A 13,438-nucleotide genomic window follows, 5' to 3' on the forward strand; every position below is an offset into this window, starting at 1 on the left:
GAAAGGGCAGATGGCGAGGTTGGGCCTTTGGTCCCAGGTCAGTCCTGCGGGATCACGGCCCGGATGACGCGGGCCGAGGACGGCCGCCCGGCGATGCCCCGGCGCGGATCGACCACCACGCGCAGGTCGCCGCCGGAATAGGTCACCGACGACCGCTGCCCTTCGACGACGGTGATGCTGCGCAGCCGCTCCAGGAAGGGGCGGGCGCTGGGCGAACGGGCGATGCGCACCACGGCGTCGGTGGTGACGATCAGGGCCTCGATGCATAGGGCCTCGGACTCCTGGCCGTCCACATTGATGCGGACCAGCCGACCCATGGCCTCGGACACCAGGCCGCTGCGGCGCGCCATCAGGTTGAACATCTGCACCGGCCCCAGCGAGGGCGGGGCCAGGCTGACCGGCGGCCCGGCCAGCGACACCGGCGAGCCGCCCGGCGCGCGCGTCGTATAGACGGTGATGCCGCCGCCGGCGGTGACGCGCAGCACCTGATCGCCGGCGTCGTTGCGATAGATGGTGTCGCCGCGCGGCGCCGAGGACGGGCGCAGGGCCCAGGTCTCCGTCGAACGCTCGAACCGCAGGAGGGTCAGCGACCCTGCCTGATCCAGCACAAAGGCCTGCCCCGATTCGGAGACATAGCGTCCGGGCGGCGGGGTGGTGCGGATGACCGACTGGTCGCGGATGGCCCGGCTTTGCTCGGCCTGGGCGTTGGAGCGCAGCTGGGCCTCGGCTTCGCCCGGCGCCATGCCGCAGGCCAGGATGACGGCCAGCCCGGCCGTGGCCCCGCTACGGCGCCAGGAGCGCGCGCAGACGCTCCCCGCGACACGAGGCGTCGCGAGGACGACAGGCGGCTTCTCCGCCACGGCTTGGACCGCAGACCTCATGCCTTCAGAGGTGATATGCCCGCACGGCGGATTTTGGGCGAACGCAGCTTATCCAACCAGGTACTGCCCGCCGTTGAGCGACAGGGTGCACCCTGTGACATATCCGGCACGCTCGCCCGACAGCCACGACACCATGTCGGCGATCTCCTCGCCCTTGCCCAGGCGGCCGACGGGAATCTGGGCCACGATGGCGTCCAGCACCTTCTGGTCCATCGCCCCCACCATTTCGGTGTCGATATAGCCCGGCGCGATGCAGTTGACGGTCACGCCCTTGCGCGCGTTTTCCAGCGCCAGCGCCTTGGTGAAACCGATCATCCCGGCCTTGGCGGCGGAATAGTTGGTCTGGCCGATCTGGCCCTTCTGCCCGTTGATCGAGGAGATATTGACGATGCGGCCGAAGCCCCGGTCGCGCATGCCGTTGATCACTTGGCGCGTCATGTTGAACACGCTGTCCATATTGACGCGGATCACGTCGGACCACTGATCGGCGCTCATCTTGTGGAAGAAGCCGTCGCGGGTGATGCCGGCGTTGTTGACCAGCACGTCGATGGGGCCGAAGCGGTCCTCCACTTCCTTGACCGCCCGTTCGCAGTCCTCGAACGAGCCGACGTTGCCCTTCACCACCATGACGCCCAGCTCGCGGGCGGTGGCCTCTGCGGCCTCGGTGTTGCCGGAATAGCCGGCCGCGACCTGCAGCCCGTCTTCCTTCAGTCGCTGAACGATCGCCTTGCCGATGCCCCGGGTGCCCCCGGTGACGAATGCGGTACGCGTCATGACGTCTCCCTGATCCTGTGCGGCGGCCGTCGCGGGCGCGACGCCGTCCGCCTCCCTTGGACGCCAGCCTTAGCGCGGCGCGCGTCGAACGAGAAGACAGGGTTACGCCGTCGCGGCCAGGCGGCCCATGTCGATGACGAAGCGATAGCGCACGTCCGACCGCTCCATCCGTTCATAAGCCTCGTTGATCTGGTCGGGGGCGATCACTTCAATATCGCACACGATCCCGTGTTCGCCGCAGAAGTCGAGCATCTCCTGCGTCTCGCCGATTCCGCCGATCAGCGAGCCGGCGATGCGGCGGCGCCGCCACAGCAGGGGCATGGCGAAGACCGGCAGCCCCTCCGTCGTCAGCCCCAGCATGACCATGGTCCCGTCGCGCGCCAGCAGATTGACGTGGCTGGCGATCTCATGCGTGGCCGAGACGGTGTTGATGATCAGGTCGAACTGCTCGGCCGCCGCCTTCATGGCGTCGGCGTCCGAGTTGATCAGGAAATGCCGGGCGCCCATCCGCTCGGCGTCGGCCTTCTTGCGGTCCGAGGTCGACAGCACCGTCACTTCGGCGCCCAGGGCGGCGGCCAGTTTGACCGCCATATGGCCCAGCCCGCCCAGGCCGATCACCGCCACCTTCGACCCCGGTCCCACGCCCCAGGTCTTCAGCGGCGACCAGGTGGTCACCCCGGCGCACAACAGCGGCGCCGCCGCATCCAGCGGCAGGCTGTCAGGGATCTTCAGCACAAAGGCCTGGTCCACGGTGATGCGATCGGAATAGCCGCCCTGGGTGATCGTCTGGCCGACGCCTGCGCCCTTCGGATCGCGCGAGCCGTAGGTCTGGGTCATGCCCGGTTCGCAATACTGCTCCAGCCCCTCGCGGCAGGCCGAACAGGTGCGGCAGCTGTCGACCATGCAGCCGACGCCGACGCGGTCGCCTTCCTTGAAGCGCGTGACGTTCGCGCCCACCGCCGTCACCACCCCGGCGATCTCGTGGCCCGGCACGATGGGATAGCGCGTCCCGCCCATGTCGTTCTTCACCACATGCAGGTCCGAGTGGCAGACGCCGCAGTATTTGATCTCGATCGCCACGTCGTCCGGCCCCGGATCGCGCCGTTCGAAGCTATAGGGGCTCAGCGGCTGGTCGGCGGCGGTGGCGGCGAAGGCGCGTGTGGGAATGGGCATGGGATTCAGTCCTTCAACTTGGCGATCAGCGCCTGGGCCGCCGCGGGGTTCCGCACCTTGGCCCCCGAAATGAAGTAGGCGAAGACGTCCCCCCGCCCGGCCCAGCCGCGCGCCTGTTTGGCCACGGCGTCCAACTCGCCCGAGGTCATGCCCGTCGGTTCGTCCTCGCGGCTGGACATCAGCCGGGCGTAGGTAAAGTCCGCCGTCGCCTCGTCGATCTGCGGCCAGGTCGGCTCTTCGTCGGCGTAGACGATGGCCGCCCCATATTTGCGCGCCAGATCATAGAACTGCTCGGTGGCGAAGGTCGGATTGCGCACCTCCAGCGCGTGACGCAGCCGCACCCCGTCCTTCTCCTTCGGCAACAGCTTCAGAAAGCCCTCGAAGTCCTCAGGCTGGAATGTCTTGGTTCCCATGACATGCCTGACTATTAATCAACCACCATCGGAGGGTGAACTTCCCTGAATAAATAAGGGATGACCTCCACCTACACCGGCCGCCGAAGCGGCAAACTCACGATCCGTTCCACCTTTCAAAAACCGTCCCCAAACCCCAAGCGGTCCTACACATTCGCGATCTGCGAATGTGATTGCGGGGCGACGAAAGAGATGAACGTCACCACGTTCCCGTTCGCTAAAAGCTGCGGGTGCGCGCGGTCTGACCCCAACGCGAAATCGAAGACGCGCCTCTATTCCGTCTGGACGAACATGATCAGTCGGACGACCAAGCCGACCCACGCTCATTTCGAGAACTATGGTGGACGCGGGATCAAACCCGATCCTGACTGGCTGGTCTTCGAGAACTTCAAGGCATGGTCGGAAGCGAATGGCTACGCGGACCATCTGAGCCTTGAGCGTCGAGACAACGACGTCGGCTACAACCCGGCGAACTGTCTCTGGATTGCGCGGTCGGAGCAGAACAAGAACCGCCGGTCCAACAAGATGAACCAGACCAGAGCCGACGATCTTCGAGCGAAGCGTCTCTCTGGAGCTTCCTATGCCCATCTGGCCACCGAGTTTGGGATCAGTCAGGCCATGGTCAGCAACATCATCAACGGGATCGCTTGGAAGCCCCCGGCGCCCGTCTGCCCTTGTTGTGGAAAGTAGAACAAAAGTGGAACGCCCGGCTGGCGAATCGATTATCAGAGCCACGGGTCGTGGCGTCTGGTTCAGAGTTTCCTTGTGGGTCACAACCCTCGCTACCGCATGTGGACGCGCGAGAACTGGCATGGCTACGCCCCGACGATCCATGACATGGACCGCAGAGGCTGGAGCCTGACGTTTCATTGTAGCCGATGCCGATTTGCGACCTACGCCGACGCTCAAAAGATCATCCGAGAACGCGGCCGGGATTTCAGTCCGTGGGGAAAGAGCGCGAAGTGTCCCGCGCTACATTGCGGCGGGAGGATGCGGCTTCGCGCCTATGCGCCGGGACCGAACGAAACCATCGACATATGATCAGGCTTCGTTCGTGCTGATCTGACCGTTGAAGACCGAGTTCGCGACGCTGGTCTTCGGCATAGCGACCCCGGCTGGCCAGCGGACGGCGCTCAGACGATCCTTGGCGATCCGGGTCACGTTCACCGCGTTCGACTGGTTGCCGCCGAGAATGTGGAGCGTGGTCGCATCCTGACCGACGATGAAGCCGACATGGCCTCCACCTTTCCGGGTAAACACGGCGATGGCTCCGAAGGGCGTCAGGCCGACAGGGACGGCAACGCCGAATTTGGACCACTCCGACGCCCTGACCAGAATGTCGGGCGGCGTGTAGCCGTTCACGCTCATGACATGACCGATGTAAAGACCACACCAAGGGGTGTCGTCGTCTGTGAAAGCGATCCCAACCTTGCGGCCGAGGGCCTTCGCCCATGCGAGGATCGTGGGGTTGGATTTCGGACCCGGAATCTCGCGGGTGCCGATCAGAGAGCGGGCGGTGTTAATCCATGGGAGGCTGACCATCCCATATTTAGGAAAGTCAGGCGCGGACCACCGGGAAAGCCGGGGCAAAGGTCACCCGTCACGTCCGATGGTCCGACTGGATCGCGCCAACGATCCACCGGGGATATTTATTCTGAGCCAAAACGGTCGGGAGCGACCCGGCTCAGACCTGACGCGAGCAAGGCTCCCGATACAGTCGCGTCAGTGTTCGGTCGGCGCTGACGGCCAGCGACAGTTCGGTGTCTGGTTCACCAGCATCTGGTCTTCCGCATCGTCCACGGCGCGCTCCCGCTGAAACTGAGCGGCGGTGACCTCGGCCGCGCCTCGCGGGCTTGTCCCTTCCGCCTCTTGCCGACGAAGGCTCTCCACGAACTCGACGTGAAGTTCGTCGGTTCTGGCTCTCGCGTCGATGATCCTTTGGAAGGCCGCATAGAGAGCGTCGCCCTTACGTTTGGCGCGATCCACCATGTCAGGATCGCCGAAATCCAGACGATCATTGGTCAACATGCCGATCTCGGCCAGACACTGAGCCGACTGTTCATAGGGACGTTCTTGAGCCTGAGCCGCACCGGCCAACGACATGGCGACCAGCGCCGGGATGATCATTCTCTTCATGGCTTAGTTATCCCCTTTCGCTGGAGCCGGTGGCTTCGGCTTAGCCTTGCGCTTCTTCCACGCTTCCTTGGCGATCATCGACCGACGCTCGCTCTCCCGACGCTGAACTTCGTCAGCCATGGCCTTCATGATGTCTTCGACGGTTGTCCGTTCGCACATGGTCAGTCTCCGATGATCAGGCCGCGTGTCGTCGTCCCGGCGTTGTGGCTGGTGGTGAAGTGAGAGTGGTCCAGACCGTGGCGGTCAGCCGCCTCGATCAAGGTATTGCGGACCCTCGCCGAGGGCCGGAGGTAGAGGTAGCGGGCGACGCCCCTCCACGACCGGCTCTTGGCGATGGCGATGGCCAGACGATCAACCGGGATGATCTCGGTCATCGTGGATCGAACTCCACGGAACTGATCGTGTCGCCGGAAGGGTTCTTCGACCAATCGGTGACCTCTCGGAACGCCGTGGCGAAGGTGAACTTGATCGGCTGAAGAGCCATCCACTTCCACGCTTGATCGACATCGTAGACGCGGATCGACCAGAGATCGCAGCCGTCGCGGGTGTCCTCCCAATCGGGCCGAGCGGCCAATGACTGGACGGCCTCCCGGTCAGAGATCGGTGTCGTCATCTCCACAACAATCGTTTCGTCCAAGCCCTCGGTCGCCTCGCGTTCACGTTCGCGCAACCGCCGGGCCGCGCTCTTGATCGACGCCTTGGTGATCGGCCGACCAGCGGCTTGGGTGAAGATCGCCGCGATCTCGGCGTAGGATTTGTCTTCGGCCAGAAGGCTCTTGAGGTCGCGGAGGTCGTCGTCAGACCATGGGACACGATGGGTCATTGGTCGGCCACCATCATGATCGTTTCGGCCAGCCCCTCGGCGAGTTCGTCAGCCTCTTGTTGGCTGGTCGCGGCGCGGGCTTGGGCGATGAACATGCGGGCATAGCCGACCCACACTTTCGTCTGAGCACCCTCTGAGCCGTCGTTCGCCTCCACGGCCTTCCCCCAAACCTCGGAGGTTTCCTCCAACCCCATGATGACGTCGGGTTCCCCGGCTCCGTGGATCAGGTCGATCAGGTAGCATTCGTAGACGGTCGGTTCGGCGTCGCTTGGCTTGACGCGACTGTAGAGCCACCGGGCGTCGCGACCTTCGCGTTTCAAGACACCTTTCTCAACCAGAGTGGCCAACACGGCGCTGGCATATCGTCGGGACAGCTTCGTCTTATCCGCGATGAACGCGGCGTCCACGGGGAAGTCGTGGCCAGTCGCATCGTAGACGCGAGCCAGAGCGAGATCGGAAACTTGCATCACGCGACCTCCGACAGAGGGTGGCCGACGACCGCTCGCAAGAGCTTGGCTTCGTTCAACGGTTTGGAGAGGATCGCTTCCGGCATGGCCGCGACCATCCGGCCAAGGCTGACCTGATCCCTGTAGGCGGATTGGAAGATGATCCGGGTCTTGGGATTGTCGCGGGTCATGGCCAGAGCCGCGTCCACACCGTCCCGGCGACCTTTGCCGAGGTTGTAGTCGCAGATCGCCAGATCATGGGGATCGACCCGGTTGATCGCTTCGGCGCCCTCGGCGGTCTCGGCGGTTGTGACACGGTGACCAGCCTCTTCGAGGATGATGGTCATGGCCATGCTGATCAGGGGTTCGTCTTCGAGGATCAGGACGCGCATCAGTCGTCCAGCCTTTCCGACGTGATGGTGTCGATGACATTCGACCCCAGCCATTCGTGGAAAGCCGTCATGGCTTCCATCACCATCTGAGCTTCGACCACGATCCGATCCTCCGGCGCGAAGATGCCTTGGGCGTCGCTGAGCATGAGAAGCCGGTCATCCATTTCGAGGACGATTTCAGCGCCGGGGAGACCGAAGTCGGAGATGCGATAGCGGCTCATGCCGGAACACCGACGAAAGCGCGCGGCTCGCCATCGGCCGGGATCAGAAGCGTGACCGCCTCGGCGAATTTGCCGTCGATGATCAGACCGTAAACCGCCGTCTGACGGTCAGCGTGAAGGTTCATCGTGGACTGGACGCCAAGCGCCCTTTGGAAATGCCACGGGAGACGGTCGGTGCGCCCGTGTTCGGCGATGGTTTTCGCCAGAGTTGAAGAGAGGTCGTGGTTGGTCATGGTTGAAAGGTCTCCTTCATTCAGATGTTCAGTTCATCGCGTCTCCAACGCCCGTTTCCGATGGACCTAGACTCTCCGAAAACATGAGGGATTACAAGCCCTCGGCCGGTTGGCCGGATGCGAGCGCTTGCCAAATCCTCACGGTCTTGAGCCTGAATCCTTGCAACTACTCGACCCGGATTTGGGCGAGTTTCATCGACCCCGCGAAATACTCGCGAGCCATCGTTGCTTCGAAAATAAATTGTCTATTCGGCCGTTGATCAGGACCGTTCCGCCGTGGGTGCGCCGCTGGCCTAGCGACGACCCCGTATCTTGCGGCCCTGACTACAAATGAAGTTTCTCATAGGCGCGGAATCCCGCAACCATATTTGCCGAAAATCAGTCGGAGCGTTTCTCGACGTCGCGGATGATCTCGCGCTGGCGCTGCCCGGCGCCCAGACGGCCAGCGCGTTCGCAACGGTAGCTCGCGTATGCGGCCAGATCATAGCTGGCGACCTCGCTCTCGGTCCCTTGGACGATGTAGTCGGCCTTCTTCGGCCATGGACACAGAGCCGGGTCGAAGAACGACTGGTCGATGGTCACGGGGACGTAGACCGTCTCGGTGACAGTGCGGGTCGTTCCACACCCGGCGAGGGTCAGGGCGATGGTGGCGAAGAGGATGGCGCGGATCATCGGTCGTTCCAGAACGTCTTGAAGAGAACCATGTCACGGTCGCCGTAGAACAGGATCGCCATGTCAGTGGTGTCGCGGTCGCAAAGCGAGATCGCAGGGATGGCGTCGAACTCTTCGTCCACCCTGACGCGCTCGATCTCGAAATCCTCGGAGCAATTGTCGAAGAGCCAATTGATCGCGTCGCGGACGGTGGCTTTGTCGCCTTCGAAGGCCACGCGGTAGACGATACGGGTGATTTTTCCGGTCATCCCTTACTTATCCTCGGCCGAAAGCCTCTCGCGTTCCATCGCTTCGATGGCGTCGATGGTCGCCACCTTCACCGGACTGATCGCCGGGTTCGGGAGAACGCCCGTGGCGATCTCGCGCTGGATCGTCTGATCGGCCGCTTCAACCTGACGGTAAATCACCGTCCGTTCGGTGGCGAAGCTCTGAGCCGCACGGCTGTTCTTGGCCGCTTGTTCACGCTCGAAGCGAAGGTTGCCCTCTGCCTTAGCGACGCTCTCTTCAAGCTGGTCGATCTTCGGCTGATACTCGGCCACCACGGTCGCGCGGATCGCTTCATCGTGGCTCTTCATCCACCAGACGCCGGAGCCGATGATCACAAGGATCGCAGCGCCCGCGAGGACGTAGCGGTTAGTTAGGAAGCCGATCACTTCGAAGCCTCCGGGGGATGGTTCTGAACGGGCGCGTGTTGCTGGACGATAGCCGGGACCGTCAACTGAGCGGTCGGGTTGGTCGGTCGGTCAGGCTTGATCACGACCATGGCCAGAACGGCGGTGATGACCGCGCCAACGATTAGATAGACAACCCACTTCATGTGGCTCTCGATCTTGCCGATCCGCTCGTTGATCCCGCTGTAGCGTTCTTCGGATTGGCGCTGATCGGTTTTCTTTTCGAGCGCCTTGGTCATGGCCTCGCCTTGGGCGATCACCGCCGCGTCCGAGTGGCGCTCCACTTGTTTGATAGCCGCCGCGTTGTCGTTGATCCGCGTGTCCATGTTCGTCAGGCGGACATCGAGAGTGTCCTTGATCCCGTCCAGCTTGGTGTTCAGGACGGCGAGTTGGACATCGAGAGTTTGCGCCGGGGCTTTGGCCGAGGTGGTCATTACCGATCCTCAACCGAGATTTCGGCCGCACGGTTGAAGACGTAGCCCTTGGTCGTGTCGATCTCACATTGGACCGTGTAGGTCGCGCCCACGATCCCGCCGGATAGGATGAAGCGAACCTCCGAACCCACGGTCTGGATCGCCGCGACAGTCAGAGCCGGGTCGCTGGAGGTCACGCGAGCGTTGCCCGCGATGGTGTCGGCGACTTGCTTCAACTCCCGCGCCCAATCGAAGGAATAGGGAAGTTTCTCGGCGGGGTCTTTTGGAGGGAAAGTGTGGTCAGCCATTCGATATTTAGCCTCAACCCGCTTTCACGCGGCGCGCTTCGGCGAGGATCGTGGCGACCCGCTTCTGAGCGTTGACCTCGGCCTTCCGCTTGTCGGCGCGGACGGTGTAGCGATGGGCGCTCTCGACGTGTGAGATCGTGTCGAAGATCGACAGATCGCCCGTCAGAGAGATCAGAGTGACCGTTCCCGTCTGACCGAAGACGTAGACGGCTTGTTCCACACGACCGACGTGACCCACGATCTGGAGCGGGTCTTGGCTCTCGCCGACCGGGTTATGGCTGACGATGACCGACGCCGGGTAGCTGGTGATCGAGATCGATCCAGCGCCACCATCGACCAGAGCGCCGAAGCCATACGATCCGACCAGACCGTTCATGCCGATCTGACCCGTCTGGCCAGCCACCGTCACCGAGACGGTCGCTTGGACCGTTCCCGCATGGCCGGTGATCGCCACGTTGTCGTTGGCTCCGGTCAGGATGACGTCGGTGTCGGTGCGGCCAGCGTGACCCGTGACGGTCATCGCGCCGGTCCCGCCGGTCAGGGCGAAATTGTCCTCTTCGTAGATCGAGGCGTTGTGGCCGGTGATCGAGACATTGCCGGGGAAGGCGATGATCTCGGCGCCGGAGTTGACCGATCCTTGGCGACCGGTCGTGGTGACCGTCCCCGTGGACGCTCCGAGGACCGTGACCTCGGCGTTGGTGTCACCGACGCGACCGGTGATCGACAGGCTCTGGCCGACGCTCTCCACGGCCACAGAAGTCGAGACTTCGCCTTGGCGTCCAGTGACCGTCAGGGCGCCGGTGAAGCCGAACACCGGGACCACGACACGGCTATCCACCTCGGCGCTGTAGCCGGTGATCTGGAGGCTCTGGCGAGCGCCAGCGGTCAGGTTGACCGAAGCGTCCGTCCGACCTTCGAACTCGGAGATCGACAGGGTGTCGAAGCCAGCGTCCAGATTGATGTTGTTGACGATGGAGCCAGCGTAGCCAGTGACGGTCAGAGCCGCACCGTTGGCGACGACGCTGACGTTATCGCTTTCGAAGACCGAAGCGGCATGACCGACGATCTGGAGAGCCTGAGTTCCACCCGTCGCCGAGACCGTGGAGCCGACCGTTGCCTGACGGCCGAGAGCGGTCAGGGACTGGCGTCCACCGGTGACCGTGTGGTCGATGCGAGCCGCGCCGAAGCGACCGGTCAGGGCGACGCTCTGAGCCGTGCCGTCGATCTGGACGGTGGACGTGACCGATCCGGCCAGCCCGTTGATCTGGAGAGCCGAGGCCGAGCCTTGGACCTGAGTGTTGGTCCCGACCGATCCTTGGTGACCGTTGATCGAGATCGCACCCTTACCGCCGGAGACGGTCGGGTTGGACGTGAAGACCATCGTCCCCTGACGACCGGTGATGGTCAGGACAGCGTTGGAGCCAGCCACCGACACATTGTCCGTCGAGATCACCGAGGCGGCGTAGCCAGCGATCACCAGACCGCCGAGGTTGCCCGTGGTCGAGTGATCCACGCGATAGGCTCCAGACGCCCCGGAGAGCGTCAGGGAGGCGTTGCCCGCCGATTGGACCGAGAGGTTCACCGCGACTGTTGCAGGGTAGCCAGCGACCGTCAGGGAGCCAGCGCCAGCCGTTGCCGACGCATCTGCGATTGCCGAGCCGTTCAGGACACCGATGACCACCTGACCGGCTTGGCCGGTAGCGATGACATTCGACTGAGCCGAGACAGAGCCGACGTCACCGGCGACCGTAATCGACCCCACGCCACCCGTGACGGCGGTCGAGAGGACAACGCTCCCCGGATAGCCGGAGAATGCCAGCGATCCTTTGGAACCGGTCCCGGTCACGTTGGCCGCAACGCTACCGAAGCCGGTGTTGAGCGCGAGCGCGCCTTTCTGGCCGGTTGCGGTGATGTCGTTCGTGATCGCGACCGCACCGACCAAGCCGAGGGTTTTCAGGCGATGTTCGCCCACGGCCCCGACGACGTAGTTCGTGGCGGAAGGCCCGGCTGCGATTTGGTATTCAAGGAAGACCTGACCGTTGCCGCCGAAACCGCCTCCACCATCGGACGCGCCACCGCCGCCGCCACCGCCGGGTTGGGAGCCAGCACCAGCCGCGCCCGGAGGGGCGAACATACCGTAAGCGCCACCGACTCCACGGTTCTCGCCGTCGCCGGGACCGTTGGCCGTGCCGTTGCTGGTAGGCGAGCCGGATGAACCAGCCGAGCCACCGTTCGCGCTCGCGCCACCACCGCCCCAATTGCCGGGACCGCCGTTGAAGCCGAACCCCGCCGCCGAACCCGAGTGAGTGCCCGCCGCGCCGGGGCCTTGTCCCGCACCATTACCGCCGGGGTTGGCCTGACAGACCGATTCTGAGACGAAATAGCTGGATAGGCCGGGGAAGCCGACGCGGATCGTGATCACCTGACCGGGCGTGACCGGGTAGGCGGTCGCCTGACGGAAACCACCACCACCAGCACCACCGCCCGCGCGTGTTCCAGAGACACCAGAAGCACCGTTGCCGCCCGGTCCCCACACTTTCGCGGTGACCGAGGTCACACCGGCAGGAACGGTCCAGTTGATCGTTCCGGGCGTTTTGTATTTCTCGACGGTCGCTTGACCCGATCCGCCACCAGTGGTCGCAGATGAGAAACCGACACCGCCGGTAAGGCCGAGTGCGTAAAGGACACCAGCGAGGCCCGTCGCCGTCGCGGGGATGCCGCTTGAGACCGAGCCTTGGCGTCCAGTGATCGCCAAGGTTTGGCGACCACCCGTGACGTTGATCTCGATAGGCGCGACTTCATAGGTCAGGCTGATCTGGCCGTCGCCGCCGTTAGCAACACCGCTGTAGCTCCAACCCGCACCACCGCCCGGTTGACCGCCGGGTTGGGGAGGGTTGCCGCTGAAATTGCCAAGGCCACCCTTACCACCGCCGGGAGAAGCGGCGTCGGCGCCGTTGTCGCCCGAACCATAGTCGCGAGCGGAGACACCTGACGATTTGATCTGACCGTAGCCAAAGGCCGCCCGCCCGCCCGAGTTGCCGATGCCACCGTTGTTCACCGGTGCGACGTTGTTCGCCCCGATCATATGCGCGCCTTCGGCCATGACGGTCGTAGCGTTCACGAACCACGAGTTTTTCCCGTGTTCATTGCCGCTTGAGTTGCCGACACCACCGGCTCCGACGACGTAGCTGATCACCTGCCCCGGTGTGACGGCGAGCGTGGATTCGGATCGCGCGCCACCGGCTCCGGCGCCGTAGCTGAGGCTCATCCCCGCGCCCCCGCCGAAGACGACGGCTTTGACCGAGGTCACACCAGCCGGGACAGTCCACGTCCCGGCGCCGGGAGTGGTGATGTTCACGGTCGTCGTCGGGAGAGTGTAAGTCACTTCAAGTTGGACCGACGTGATCCGCGCCGTGTCATCATTCGTCGTAGCCGTGCCGGTGCGTTGGGGAGCCGAAGCGAAGACGATATTCTGGAGGTTCGCGCGGGTGAAATTCGAAAGCACGATGTTGGTCGTGCCGAGGAAGTTGCCCGTCACCAGATAAGAGCCAAGTTGCGTCCGACCGGCCAACGAAGAGCCAGCCACGAACGGACCCACGCCGGAAGCGGCGCGAGCCTCCATCGCCCACGTTCCATAGCTCTCGGCCATGGTCACCTTGAGGACCGCGCTGGTGATGGGCGCAGAAACCGGGATGGACGACAGATCAAACCGAGCGAAGACTTGGTTCACCTCATGGCGCGATCCGCCGAGGTATTGGCCAACCCAACCGAACTCGCTCTCATAGATTTCTGGACCCGTGCCTTCGCGCGCCATCGAATAGGTGGTCGAAGCCGACGATAGGAAGAGAGTTTGGGCGGTATTCAGGGTGGTCGTGGCCATCC

General features: G+C 63.8%; 18 protein-coding genes and 1 pseudogene. 1 reads left to right on the top strand and 18 read right to left on the bottom strand.

What is annotated here, in order from left to right:
* Nucleotides 1-38 precede the first annotated feature (38 nt).
* From ACLBV5_RS09535 to ACLBV5_RS09550, 4 genes and pseudogenes are all read right to left on the bottom strand, one after another.
* Nucleotides 39-881, bottom strand: coding sequence for a DUF4908 domain-containing protein (locus ACLBV5_RS09535; RefSeq protein ID WP_447605507.1), 843 nt, complete (start codon nt 879-881; stop codon nt 39-41).
* 48 nt (nt 882-929) lie between these two features.
* Nucleotides 930-1,655 carry an acetoacetyl-CoA reductase gene (phbB, locus tag ACLBV5_RS09540; protein WP_025977742.1) on the bottom strand — a complete coding sequence of 242 codons (726 nt, stop codon included), beginning with the start codon at nt 1,653-1,655 and terminating at the stop codon, nt 930-932.
* A 102-nt stretch (nt 1,656-1,757) separates the two neighbouring features.
* A complete protein-coding gene (locus tag ACLBV5_RS09545) occupies nt 1,758-2,828 on the bottom strand; it encodes an NAD(P)-dependent alcohol dehydrogenase (RefSeq protein WP_447605508.1) in 1,071 nt (356 codons plus the stop codon).
* Nucleotides 2,829-2,833: 5 nt separating this feature from the next.
* Nucleotides 2,834-3,241: pseudogene (locus ACLBV5_RS09550) on the bottom strand (DUF72 domain-containing protein); the annotation flags it as partial.
* Nucleotides 3,242-3,301: 60 nt separating this feature from the next.
* Here ACLBV5_RS09550 and ACLBV5_RS09555 point away from each other — a divergent pair.
* On the top strand, nt 3,302-3,931 hold the full coding sequence (locus ACLBV5_RS09555) for a hypothetical protein (RefSeq protein WP_447605509.1): 630 nt from the start codon (nt 3,302-3,304) through the stop codon (nt 3,929-3,931).
* Between the two features lie 351 nt (nt 3,932-4,282).
* On the opposite strand, the gene ACLBV5_RS09560 is transcribed toward ACLBV5_RS09555, so the two are convergent.
* The 14 genes from ACLBV5_RS09560 to ACLBV5_RS09625 form a co-directional block, all read right to left on the bottom strand.
* Complete coding sequence (locus tag ACLBV5_RS09560; RefSeq protein WP_447605510.1) at nt 4,283-4,783, bottom strand: TIGR02594 family protein; 501 nt, start codon at nt 4,781-4,783, stop codon at nt 4,283-4,285.
* Nucleotides 4,784-4,963: 180 nt separating this feature from the next.
* Nucleotides 4,964-5,377, bottom strand: coding sequence for a hypothetical protein (locus tag ACLBV5_RS09565; RefSeq protein ID WP_447605511.1), 414 nt, complete (start codon nt 5,375-5,377; stop codon nt 4,964-4,966).
* 161 nt (nt 5,378-5,538) lie between these two features.
* Entirely contained in the window at nt 5,539-5,751 is a 213-nt protein-coding gene (locus tag ACLBV5_RS09570; RefSeq protein ID WP_447605512.1) for a hypothetical protein, read from the bottom strand.
* Nucleotides 5,748-6,200 (bottom strand): hypothetical protein, encoded by a 453-nt coding sequence (locus tag ACLBV5_RS09575; protein ID WP_447605513.1) that lies wholly within the window; start codon nt 6,198-6,200, stop codon nt 5,748-5,750. Before ACLBV5_RS09575 ends, ACLBV5_RS09570 begins: the two co-directional genes overlap by 4 nt.
* Entirely contained in the window at nt 6,197-6,667 is a 471-nt protein-coding gene (locus tag ACLBV5_RS09580) for a hypothetical protein (protein WP_447605514.1), read from the bottom strand. Before ACLBV5_RS09580 ends, ACLBV5_RS09575 begins: the two co-directional genes overlap by 4 nt.
* Nucleotides 6,667-7,038: a response regulator gene (locus ACLBV5_RS09585; RefSeq protein WP_447605515.1), complete on the bottom strand. Its 372-nt coding sequence runs from the start codon at nt 7,036-7,038 to the stop codon at nt 6,667-6,669. Before ACLBV5_RS09585 ends, ACLBV5_RS09580 begins: the two co-directional genes overlap by 1 nt.
* Nucleotides 7,038-7,259, bottom strand: coding sequence for a hypothetical protein (locus ACLBV5_RS09590; protein WP_447605516.1), 222 nt, complete (start codon nt 7,257-7,259; stop codon nt 7,038-7,040). The genes ACLBV5_RS09585 and ACLBV5_RS09590 overlap by 1 nt, the downstream gene beginning before the upstream one ends.
* Complete coding sequence (locus ACLBV5_RS09595; protein WP_447605517.1) at nt 7,256-7,492, bottom strand: hypothetical protein; 237 nt, start codon at nt 7,490-7,492, stop codon at nt 7,256-7,258. Before ACLBV5_RS09595 ends, ACLBV5_RS09590 begins: the two co-directional genes overlap by 4 nt.
* A gap of 378 nt (nt 7,493-7,870) precedes the next feature.
* Complete coding sequence (locus tag ACLBV5_RS09600; protein ID WP_447605518.1) at nt 7,871-8,164, bottom strand: hypothetical protein; 294 nt, start codon at nt 8,162-8,164, stop codon at nt 7,871-7,873.
* Entirely contained in the window at nt 8,161-8,412 is a 252-nt protein-coding gene (locus tag ACLBV5_RS09605; protein ID WP_447605519.1) for a hypothetical protein, read from the bottom strand. Before ACLBV5_RS09605 ends, ACLBV5_RS09600 begins: the two co-directional genes overlap by 4 nt.
* Before the next feature lie 3 nt (nt 8,413-8,415).
* Nucleotides 8,416-8,817, bottom strand: a complete 402-nt coding sequence (locus tag ACLBV5_RS09610; RefSeq protein ID WP_447605520.1) for a hypothetical protein — start codon at nt 8,815-8,817, stop codon at nt 8,416-8,418.
* Nucleotides 8,814-9,269, bottom strand: coding sequence for a hypothetical protein (locus tag ACLBV5_RS09615; protein ID WP_447605521.1), 456 nt, complete (start codon nt 9,267-9,269; stop codon nt 8,814-8,816). Before ACLBV5_RS09615 ends, ACLBV5_RS09610 begins: the two co-directional genes overlap by 4 nt.
* Nucleotides 9,269-9,556 carry a phage fiber-tail adaptor protein gene (locus tag ACLBV5_RS09620; protein ID WP_447605522.1) on the bottom strand — a complete coding sequence of 96 codons (288 nt, stop codon included), beginning with the start codon at nt 9,554-9,556 and terminating at the stop codon, nt 9,269-9,271. The genes ACLBV5_RS09615 and ACLBV5_RS09620 overlap by 1 nt, the downstream gene beginning before the upstream one ends.
* A 13-nt stretch (nt 9,557-9,569) precedes the next feature.
* Entirely contained in the window at nt 9,570-13,436 is a 3,867-nt protein-coding gene (locus ACLBV5_RS09625) for a beta strand repeat-containing protein (RefSeq protein WP_447605523.1), read from the bottom strand.
* Between the last annotated feature and the right edge of the window lie 2 nt (nt 13,437-13,438).

The sequence above is a fragment of the Brevundimonas sp. M1A4_2e genome, from assembly GCF_053345555.1.

Excerpts from the sequence above, each read along its gene's own strand:
- ACLBV5_RS09555 (WP_447605509.1), top strand. The coding sequence starts at position 3,302 with ATGACCTCCACCTACACCGGCCGCCGAAGCGGCAAACTCACGATCCGT.
- ACLBV5_RS09600 (WP_447605518.1), bottom strand. The coding sequence starts at position 8,164 with ATGATCCGCGCCATCCTCTTCGCCACCATCGCCCTGACCCTCGCCGGG.
- ACLBV5_RS09615 (WP_447605521.1), bottom strand. The coding sequence starts at position 9,269 with ATGACCACCTCGGCCAAAGCCCCGGCGCAAACTCTCGATGTCCAACTC.
- ACLBV5_RS09585 (WP_447605515.1), bottom strand. The coding sequence starts at position 7,038 with ATGCGCGTCCTGATCCTCGAAGACGAACCCCTGATCAGCATGGCCATG.
- ACLBV5_RS09560 (WP_447605510.1), bottom strand. The coding sequence starts at position 4,783 with ATGGTCAGCCTCCCATGGATTAACACCGCCCGCTCTCTGATCGGCACC.
- ACLBV5_RS09590 (WP_447605516.1), bottom strand. The coding sequence starts at position 7,259 with ATGAGCCGCTATCGCATCTCCGACTTCGGTCTCCCCGGCGCTGAAATC.
- ACLBV5_RS09595 (WP_447605517.1), bottom strand. The coding sequence starts at position 7,492 with ATGACCAACCACGACCTCTCTTCAACTCTGGCGAAAACCATCGCCGAA.
- ACLBV5_RS09625 (WP_447605523.1), bottom strand. The coding sequence starts at position 13,436 with ATGGCCACGACCACCCTGAATACCGCCCAAACTCTCTTCCTATCGTCG.
- ACLBV5_RS09605 (WP_447605519.1), bottom strand. The coding sequence starts at position 8,412 with ATGACCGGAAAAATCACCCGTATCGTCTACCGCGTGGCCTTCGAAGGC.
- ACLBV5_RS09565 (WP_447605511.1), bottom strand. The coding sequence starts at position 5,377 with ATGAAGAGAATGATCATCCCGGCGCTGGTCGCCATGTCGTTGGCCGGT.
- ACLBV5_RS09580 (WP_447605514.1), bottom strand. The coding sequence starts at position 6,667 with ATGCAAGTTTCCGATCTCGCTCTGGCTCGCGTCTACGATGCGACTGGC.
- ACLBV5_RS09620 (WP_447605522.1), bottom strand. The coding sequence starts at position 9,556 with ATGGCTGACCACACTTTCCCTCCAAAAGACCCCGCCGAGAAACTTCCC.
- ACLBV5_RS09535 (WP_447605507.1), bottom strand. The coding sequence starts at position 881 with ATGAGGTCTGCGGTCCAAGCCGTGGCGGAGAAGCCGCCTGTCGTCCTC.
- ACLBV5_RS09570 (WP_447605512.1), bottom strand. The coding sequence starts at position 5,751 with ATGACCGAGATCATCCCGGTTGATCGTCTGGCCATCGCCATCGCCAAG.
- ACLBV5_RS09575 (WP_447605513.1), bottom strand. The coding sequence starts at position 6,200 with ATGACCCATCGTGTCCCATGGTCTGACGACGACCTCCGCGACCTCAAG.
- ACLBV5_RS09545 (WP_447605508.1), bottom strand. The coding sequence starts at position 2,828 with ATGCCCATTCCCACACGCGCCTTCGCCGCCACCGCCGCCGACCAGCCG.
- phbB (WP_025977742.1), bottom strand. The coding sequence starts at position 1,655 with ATGACGCGTACCGCATTCGTCACCGGGGGCACCCGGGGCATCGGCAAG.